The sequence below is a fragment of the Thermodesulforhabdaceae bacterium genome, assembly GCA_037482015.1.
Taxonomy (GTDB): domain Bacteria; phylum Desulfobacterota; class Syntrophobacteria; order Syntrophobacterales; family Thermodesulforhabdaceae; genus JAOACS01.
The window spans coordinates 1-8,846 of the sequence record JBBFKT010000025.1; the positions used below are offsets into that span (position 1 = coordinate 1).

6 protein-coding genes and 1 pseudogene are annotated in these 8,846 nt (G+C 43.3%); all 7 read left to right on the forward strand.

The features are described 5' to 3' along the window. The first annotated feature begins 112 nt into the window (after positions 1-112). The 7 genes and pseudogenes from xerD (at position 113) to WHS38_12335 (ending at position 8,846) form a co-directional block, all read left to right on the forward strand. Positions 113-1,090: a site-specific tyrosine recombinase XerD gene (xerD, locus tag WHS38_12305; protein ID MEJ5301760.1), complete on the forward strand. Its 978-nt coding sequence runs from the start codon at positions 113-115 to the stop codon at positions 1,088-1,090. After that, entirely contained in the window at positions 1,065-3,821 is a 2,757-nt protein-coding gene (locus tag WHS38_12310; GenBank protein ID MEJ5301761.1) for a CBS domain-containing protein, read from the forward strand. The genes xerD and WHS38_12310 overlap by 26 nt, the downstream gene beginning before the upstream one ends. A gap of 138 nt (positions 3,822-3,959) precedes the next feature. After that, the gene (locus WHS38_12315; GenBank protein ID MEJ5301762.1) at positions 3,960-4,634 is read left to right on the forward strand and encodes a site-2 protease family protein; all 675 of its coding nucleotides are present in this window, start codon (positions 3,960-3,962) and stop codon (positions 4,632-4,634) included. Positions 4,635-4,678: 44 nt separating this feature from the next. Continuing rightward, positions 4,679-5,692 (forward strand): tryptophan--tRNA ligase, encoded by a 1,014-nt coding sequence (gene trpS / locus WHS38_12320; protein ID MEJ5301763.1) that lies wholly within the window; start codon positions 4,679-4,681, stop codon positions 5,690-5,692. Positions 5,693-5,759: 67 nt separating this feature from the next. Next, a complete protein-coding gene (locus tag WHS38_12325; protein MEJ5301764.1) occupies positions 5,760-6,506 on the forward strand; it encodes a pseudouridine synthase in 747 nt (248 codons plus the stop codon). 34 nt (positions 6,507-6,540) lie between these two features. Then, a complete protein-coding gene (locus WHS38_12330; GenBank protein ID MEJ5301765.1) occupies positions 6,541-8,502 on the forward strand; it encodes a tetratricopeptide repeat protein in 1,962 nt (653 codons plus the stop codon). A 119-nt stretch (positions 8,503-8,621) separates the two neighbouring features. Beyond that, positions 8,622-8,846, forward strand: a pseudogene (locus tag WHS38_12335) (AAA family ATPase).

The window sequence follows — 8,846 nt, forward strand, 5'->3', positions numbered from 1 at the left end:
GATCAACTTGAAACGAATCTCCCCTGCTTTTATCTCTCAGTTAGCTAGGTTGCACTACTTTTGAACATGAGCCAAGAAATTTTATGCAAGATGGTGTAGTAGAAAAGAGATTATGGAAACGTTGAGAAAATACGGCCTTTACGAATGGATCGATATGTTTCTAAGGCATCTTAAGCTTGAGCGAGGTTACAGTAATAATACAGTAGTTTCCTATGGAACGGACCTTAAGATTTTTGCGGAATTTCTCGAGAGTCGAAATGTTTCGTCGTGGAATGAACTTTCTAGGGAGCACATAGAAGCCTTCATTCAGAAAATATCTTCGGGGCTTTCTAAGAGAACTCAGTCCCGACGACTTTCTGTGCTTAGAAGTTTCTTCAGGTTTTTGCAACGAGAGGGTGTTATAAGTCGAAACCCTGCTAAGGCGGTGCGATTTCCTAAGCCAGATAGAACTCTTCCCAGAGTGCTTTCTGTAGAAGAACTGAAGCGGTTGTTCGGGATTTGTAGTGAAGTTTTACCCATCAGTGATGTTGAAGCTGAAACGACTGAATTTTCGAGTGAATTTTCAAGGATGCTGGCTTTGCGAGACGTGGCTATACTTGAATGTCTTTATGGAACGGGGGTTAGAGCGAGCGAACTTACCAGGCTTAAGCTGGAAAATATTCATCTTGATGCCGGTTACATTAAGGTTCAAGGAAAAGGGTCAAAGGAAAGGGTTGTGCCCATTGGGGAATATGCTGTTGATGCTTTGAAGAAATATCTCGTTCAGGTAAGGCCTAAGCTCATCTTGAATGTTCAGGGGAAACGAGGTCCCGATTCCTGTGTGTTTCTTAATAATCGTGGAGAACCGCTCAGTCGCCAGGGATTGTGGAAAATCATTAAAGGGCTTGCAAAAAAAGCTGGCATAAAAAAACGCATTACTCCCCATACTCTCCGCCATACTTTTGCTACCCACATGCTCGAACATGGGGCTGACTTAAAGAGTCTTCAAATGCTTCTAGGACACGCAAGCATTTCTTCCACTCAGGTTTACACTCACCTTGCACTTGCCCATCTGAAGGAAATTCATGAAACCTACCACCCTCGCCCCTGATCTTACAGTCATAACCACCCATGTTAATGCCGATTTTGACGGGATGGCTTCCATGATAGCCGTGGCAAAGCTCTATCCCGATGCTATCCTTGTTTTTTCTGGTTCCCAGGAGAAACTTATTAGAGACTTTTTCGTTCAAGCCACTTCATATCTCTACAACTTTAAAAAGCTAAAGGATGTGGATTTTTCTCGCATAAGGCAGCTTGTGCTGGTGGATACGCGTCAAATAACGAGAATTGGGAAGTTTGCAGAACTTCTGGTGAGAGATGATCTCCAAGTTCATATTTACGACCACCATCCCGATTCTGACGACGACATTGTGGTCTTTGATGGCGAAAAGTATATTCCCCGTGAGGGATTACGCTTCAGAGCGGGGACTGTTATCATCAAACAACTAGGATCTACAACCGCAATACTTACTGACCTTCTCCGACGTAATGGAGTGGAGCCCACACCAGAAGAAGCCACAATAATGGCTCTTGGGCTGTATGAAGATACAGGATCTTTTATGTTTCCTTCCACCAGACCAGAAGATCTGGAAGCAGCAGCTTATCTTTTGCGTTCTGGTGCCGACCTTAACATGGTTTCTGATATGATTTCTAAAGATCTGTCATCAGAACAGGTTGCGCTTTTATATGAACTGATTCAATCAGCACGTATTTACACGATTCACGGTGTTGATGTTTGCGTGGCCTTTGTCTCTCTAGACCGTTATGTAAGCGATTTTGCCGTGGTCGTTCATAAGTTTCGAGATATAGAGAACCTGAAAGTGGTGTTCGCTCTGGCTCGTATGGAAGACAAAGTCTATATGGTGGCAAGAAGCCACGTTCCAGAAGTTAATGTTGGAGAGATAGCGGCACATTTCGGGGGCGGGGGACATGCTAGCGCAGCATCAGCCACAATCCGTGATAAGACGCTCATTGAAGTGGAAAATCGTTTGTGGGAGATTCTTAGAAGCCACATCAAACCTGCACCCCAGGCAAAAGATCTAATGACCAGTCCCCCTATTTGCGTGGATGCCCAGGCTTCCGTTAGAGAAGCAGAAGAATTGATGCTTCACTATAACATTAACGCTGTTCCTGTTCTTCAAAATGGTGTTCTTGTCGGGATCATTTCTCGGCAAACAGCGGAAAAGGCCCGTTATCATGGTTTTGGTGATGCACCGGTTCATACCTACATGCATCGTGACATTGCAGTTGTATCGCCTGAACAAAGTATCCTTGATATTCAGAAACCTCTGGTCGAACAGCATCAAAGAATTCTTCCCGTGGTGGAAAATGAACGGGTAGTGGGGGTGATCACCAGAAGAGACCTCCTTAAATACCTCGTGGAAGAGCGATCAAACGAGCCGACGACTCTAAACGGTGTTCCCGTCAAGGATAGACGAAGACAGAAAAATATTGTTCCGATGTTGAGAGAACGCCTTCCGGAATACATTATCGAGCTTCTAAAGCAGTTGGGGGAAATAGGAAAGGAGCTGGGTTACGGAGTTTATGCTGTAGGTGGGTTTGTGCGGGATATTTTGCTTCGGCAGCATAATCTAGATATTGATATAGTAGTGGAAGGTGATGGAATAGCCTTTGCGCATACGATGGCATCCCGTCATAATCTGAGAATGAGAGCTCACAAAAAGTTTAATACGGCTGTTCTGATATTTCCCGATGGACTCAAGATAGATGTTGCTTCGGCTCGCATGGAATACTACCGCTACCCTGCAGCTCTTCCCGTTGTTGAATTTAGTTCGCTCAAGATGGATCTATATCGCCGTGACTTCACGATTAACACTCTCGCCATCGATTTGCACCCGGAGCATTTTGGGCAACTTATAGACTATTTTGGAGGGCAAAGAGATATTAAGGATAAAATCATTCGAGTGCTCCACAGCCTGAGTTTTGTGGAAGATCCTACTAGAATTTTACGAGCCATACGGTTTGAGCAGCGTTTTGAGTTTCAGATAAATCGCCAGACTGAACGCCTTATGAGAAACGCCGTTCAGACGGGACTTCTGGAGCGTCTAGGCGGGTATCGGCTCTTCCATGAACTGCAACATATCCTCATGGAAGATAATCCTATAGGGGCTCTTAGGAGAATGTCAGAATTTCGCATTTTTTCTATCTTTTCCCCTAACCTTACATGGGATGGAAAGAAAGAGCAGTTTTTTAGAAACATCAAAAGTGTAATTTCTTGGTATGAATTAAGCTTTTTCAATGGTGAGATTGAAAAATGGTGGATCTATTTTTTAGGGCTCTTTTACGGACTTAAGAAAGAAGAGATTGATGAAATAGGTAAAAAACTTGCGTTAACACCCAGAAGGCATGAAAGATTCACAGGCGCTTACAGGCGTATAGGTGAAGCTATAAGAGGACTCAGGGCTTTTCGCGACCCTGTTCCAAGCGTTGTTTATCGATACTTTCAGGAATGCGAAACAGAAGATCTTTTAATTATTATGGCGATTGCGGAAGATGAGTCCTTCAGGAGAATGGTAAACCAGTATCTGACTCAGTATCGTTACGAAAAAACCATCCTGAGAGGGCAGGATCTTAAGGAACTGGGTATTCCACCGGGTCCATTTTACAAAAAGATACTTGTAGAACTCCTTTATGCAAGGCTTGATGGGCTGGTTGAAACCAGAGAAGACGAAATTTCCTATATCCGTCGTCATTATCCTCAGCTTTTCACAAAGGATACAGTCTCTTCTTCGCAGCCACAGGCTGATACTGCTTCTAGATAGCCATGAAATAAGAAGGAAGTTTTACTAAGCTGAGGATAACGAGCTAAGAAAAATGTGGTGTTATCGATTTAGTCAGAATAATAGTGAAAATTCCCCTCCCTATGTCGGGGATAACGGTTTGTAAAGAAAGGATAGTCGATGAATTTAAATTTTCACCTGAACTTTGGACAAATGGTTGTGCTGTTGCCGCCTCTTATGATCGGGGTCATTTTGCATGAGGTGGCTCACGGCTGGGTAGCCGAGAAACTGGGTGACCCCACAGCCAGACTTATGGGAAGAATCAGCTTAAATCCCCTTGTGCACATTGACATATTTGGAACCATTATACTGCCACTACTTCTATTTTTAGTAAATTCACCCTTTCTTTTTGGTTGGGCGAAACCGGTTCCAGTCAGAATGGAACTTCTTCGAGGTGGGAGAGTTGGAATGGCAAAGGTGGCTATCTCGGGACCTCTTACTAACCTTATGCTCGCTGCTGTGGCTAGTTGTTTTTATCATGGATTAATGTGGACGCTTCAGCGGGGAGTTCTTCCTCCTTATCCAGCCGTAATCTGGTTTGCTAAACCTCTCATTATGATGGCAGGAGCAGCCGTGACCATTAATCTGGCTCTTATGTTGATCAATCTTGTGCCGGTGCCCCCTCTTGATGGTGGAAGAGTTGTTATGGGTATTCTCCCTGAAAGTTTGGCTGTTTTAATGGCAAAAATAGAACGTTATGGGATGTTCATTATTCTGATTTTGATTGTTACCGATGTTTGGTCTATTGTGCTCGATCCAATACTTCGCCGAATGGTGAGATTTTTTCTATGGTGAAGAAGTTTCCGAATATTGCTATTGATAGGGAGGTTACAGAGATTATGACGGAACAGCAAAGAATCCTTAGCGGGATGAGACCCACAGGGCGCCTTCACCTAGGGAATTTGCATGGAGCGCTGGACAATTGGCTTAGTCTCCAAAAAGATTACAAATGTTTTTTCTTCGTCGCTGATTGGCACGCTCTTACAACCGAATACGCTCGACCAGAATCTATCAAAGAACACACATGGGATATGCTGCTCGATTGGTTGAGTGTTGGACTTGATCCTGAAAAAAGCACTCTTTTCATCCAGTCCGAATTAAAGGAACATGCGGAACTTTTTGTGATTTTGGGAATGCTTACACCCGTTGCCTGGCTTGAACGAAACCCCACTTACAAGGAGCAACAACAGGAGCTTTCTCACAAAGATCTATCGACCTACGGATTTTTGGGTTATCCTGTGTTGCAGGCGGCGGATATATTGATTTATCGGGCTCACGGAGTCCCTGTCGGGCGAGATCAACTCCCTCATATCGAACTGACTCGAGAAATCGCAAGGCGTTTTAACTATCTTTACGGCAAAAACGTTTTCCCGGAGCCTCAGGCACTTCTTACCGAATTTCCCGTACTTCCTGGAACGGATGGGCGAAAAATGAGCAAAAGTTACGGAAATTGTGTTTATATCACTGAACCGGTGGATTCGGTCCACAAAAAGATTCTTACCATGATGACCGATCCTCAACGTAAGCGTCGAACTGATCCGGGGAATCCGGAGGTATGCCCGGTGTTCTCTCTACACAAAATTTATTCTACAGAAGAAGATCGATCCGAAGTTATCCAGGGTTGTACAACAGCAGGAATTGGCTGTATTGATTGCAAGAAAAAACTTCTTGTCCGTATGGACGCTCGACTTGATCCTATTAGAGAAAAACGGCGTGAACTGGAAGCATCCCGCCAGAAGGTGTATGATATCCTGGTGGATGGGATTGAGAGAGCACGCAAGGAAGTCGAAGAAACGATGGCTCTTGTGAGGGAAGCCGTAAGCTTACACCATGACCTGGGAAAGCGAATATAGTAAAATTTACGGAGACGTCCAACCGGACGCCTCTACAGTTAGACCTAGCACTCGGGAGGAAAATTATGTGAATAATGGCGGGCTTGTTCGGCTTCAGAAGGTTATAGCTGCTTCGGGTCTTACATCTAGACGCAAGGCTGAAGAGTTCATACTGGAAGGTAGAGTGCGAGTTAATGGTGATGTGGTCAGGGAACTTGGCACCAAGGTGAATCCCTTTTCTGATGAAATCCTCGTTGATGGTCAACCCCTGCCTAAACGTCCACCTAGGATTTACCTTATGCTTAATAAGCCTCGATTTTACGTAACAACAAGGCGGGATCCTCAAGGACGTCCAATTGTTATGGATCTTGTGGAAGAGTTTAGAGATATAGTGTTCCCCGTAGGACGACTCGATTTTGATGCCGAAGGCCTTCTTTTGCTCACAAATGATGGCTCTCTTGCTAATCGACTTATTCATCCGCGTTTTGGGGTTAAAAAGGAATATTTGGTGCTTGTTAGGGGGCATCCAGGCAAATGGGTTCTTAATAAATGGCGAGAAGGGGTTTATTTGGAAGAAGGCAAAACAGCTCCTGCTGAAGTCGAAGTGATCAAAAGAGAAAGAACTCGCACTTGGCTTAGAGTGGTTCTCCATCAGGGTTGGTATCGTCAGATAAAGCGAATGGGGCAAGTAACCGGATGCCCTGTATTTCGCATTAAAAGAGTAGGTTACGGTCCGTTAAAGCTGGGCGATTTGGCTTATGGGAGCTTTAGACATCTAACACCGGAGGAAATACGACTTCTCTACGAAGCGGCTGGACTGGAGTGGCAGTCTTAGCTGAAAGGAGCGAGAGAAGACCGTTATTAGTAACATGGTTGATTTGGATAGAAGATTAGAGCCGTTTGAAAATATCGATTCTTATCCTGAACCGCCGAAAAAACGAGGCGGTGGTAAGTTTGGTCTGTGGGTGGGACTTGTTTTTTTGCTGTTTGTATTGGCAACTTCTACGGCTATGATATTTTCACAGAGCCTTATGCCTGACTGGCTGTATCGATCCCTTCCCTTTGTGCCCCATCGACTTGAGTCTATAATTTTAAAAGTGGGAGATCGCACGTTGGTTTGCAAATCAGGCGAGGTTTGTTCTTTCCGCCCTGTGGATAAAGTCTTAATACAAGCTGTTACCACTGATGGGGCGATGAATCTAGGGCTGGAATTTCATTCACCGGACTTTGATCCTAAGAGCATAATGACTGAAGCACATTCCTTTTCTGAACTTTTCCCACAACTCGATTTTGATAGACAAAGGGACTTTGTTGTAGAAGTTTTCTGGTTACGCTGGTCTATTGGAAAGGTTCCCCTTGTCGTGAAGTGGTCGGTTCAGGACTGGCTGGAGCGGGCACGAGCTGCGGAGTCATTGGAAAAGAAAGAGTATTTCCTTTCAAAAGCTCTCGAAAATACTCCGGATCATGTGCTAATAAGAAATCAGCTGGCCAATATTTTCATACAGCAGAAAAAATATTCCAAAGCGGCAGAACAATATGAGATGCTTCTTCAGCAGGGGCAAAACACTCGATTATTTATGGAGCGACTGGCTAAAGCCTATGCTCTGGGTGGAAATAAGGATAAAGCGGTGGAAGCATATGTAGAGCTTGTAACTCGATTTCAAGAAAAGGGGTATATTAAGGAATGGTTAGATTACATGAAAAAATCTATGAGCACTAAAGAAATTGCTAAAGTGGCTCGCGCTTATGGAGATAGACTTCCGGAAACTGCCAGATCGGCTCTTTTGGTATTGGTTTCAGATATGTGTGCCAGTGTCAAGGATTGGGACTGCGTAGCCGAATATTCTGAGAAAGCTCTCAAATCTTCAGCCAAAAGCCCTGTTTTAGCCTACAACGTTGGTGCTGCACTTTTTCAAAAGAAAGATTATGACAAGGCTTCAGAATATCTGAAAAAATATTTGTTTGATCATCCAAACGATGTGGAAGCTCACAAGATGCTTGCTCTCTGCTATGAAAATCTCGGGCAGTGGGCTGCAGCGGAAGAAATATATCAGAAAATGGTAAACAGTGGTCATGGAACCGAGGATATTATTGCCAGATGGATTAATACGATCCAGAAAACAAACAATAAAGCCAAACTCTTAGCGGCTTATCAGAAACTCTCTCAATTGAGACCTAAAGACCCTACTTTGTGGTATAATATTGGAGTTCTGTATAAAGAAAACGGTAATCAGGAGGAATCTCGTAAGGCCTTTGAAAAAGTTGTTCAGTTGAAACCAAATGATGTAAATACCTGGAAATACCTTCGGGAAATTTACCGCTCTTCAAAAAATGCTTCGGGTGAGCGAGAAGTGGTGAAAAAACTTATGAGCCTGGAACCAAATGTTGAAAGCCACTACAATGATTTCTTCGCTCTGAGCAATAAAGACAAAGATTACGATGATGTAGTAAAGGCTCTCAATACCTGTATAAACAATAATCCAAAGTCGGTAAATTGCTATAACAATTTACTTTACATGTATTTGAAACAAAAAAAAGAAAAAGAAGCTGCTCAAGTTTTAGAAAAATTGGTTGAACTTCAACCTGGGAAACCGGAATTACTGTTGCAGGCTGCAAAACTCTTATACAATCAAAAAGAGTATGCCAAGGCATCTGATTTTTTGAAGCGCTATTTAGATAAAAAACCAGACGACGAAACTGCCCAGGATCTTTATCTGGAGATAAGAAAAAAATTAGCTATGCAGGGTCCGCGAAACGAGACCGGTTCTTCTAATAAAACGACCCCTGCCAAGCAAAAAAATCATCCTGAAAATACCCAAAAGCGAAAATGAGGTCGGATTTTCCTCGGTTTGCTTTCTGTTTAAATTCTTAATGACGCGATCTTATTATTATAAGGTAAGGTATTGTTAGGACAAAGTGTTTTTCAATTGCTCTACCAAGGTGGAATATTATGAAAAAACTTCCCATAGGAATTCAGAGTTTTGAAGAAATAGGATCAGAAGATTATCATTATGTGGATAAAACTCGTTTTATTGAAAATCTAGTCAGTGAGGGCAAGTATTATTTTCTCTCCCGCCCTCGTCGTTTCGGTAAATCTTTGTTTCTGGACACTCTAAGGCAAGCCTTTCTTGGGAGAAGAGAGCTTTTCAAAGGACTTTATCTTTACGATCACTGG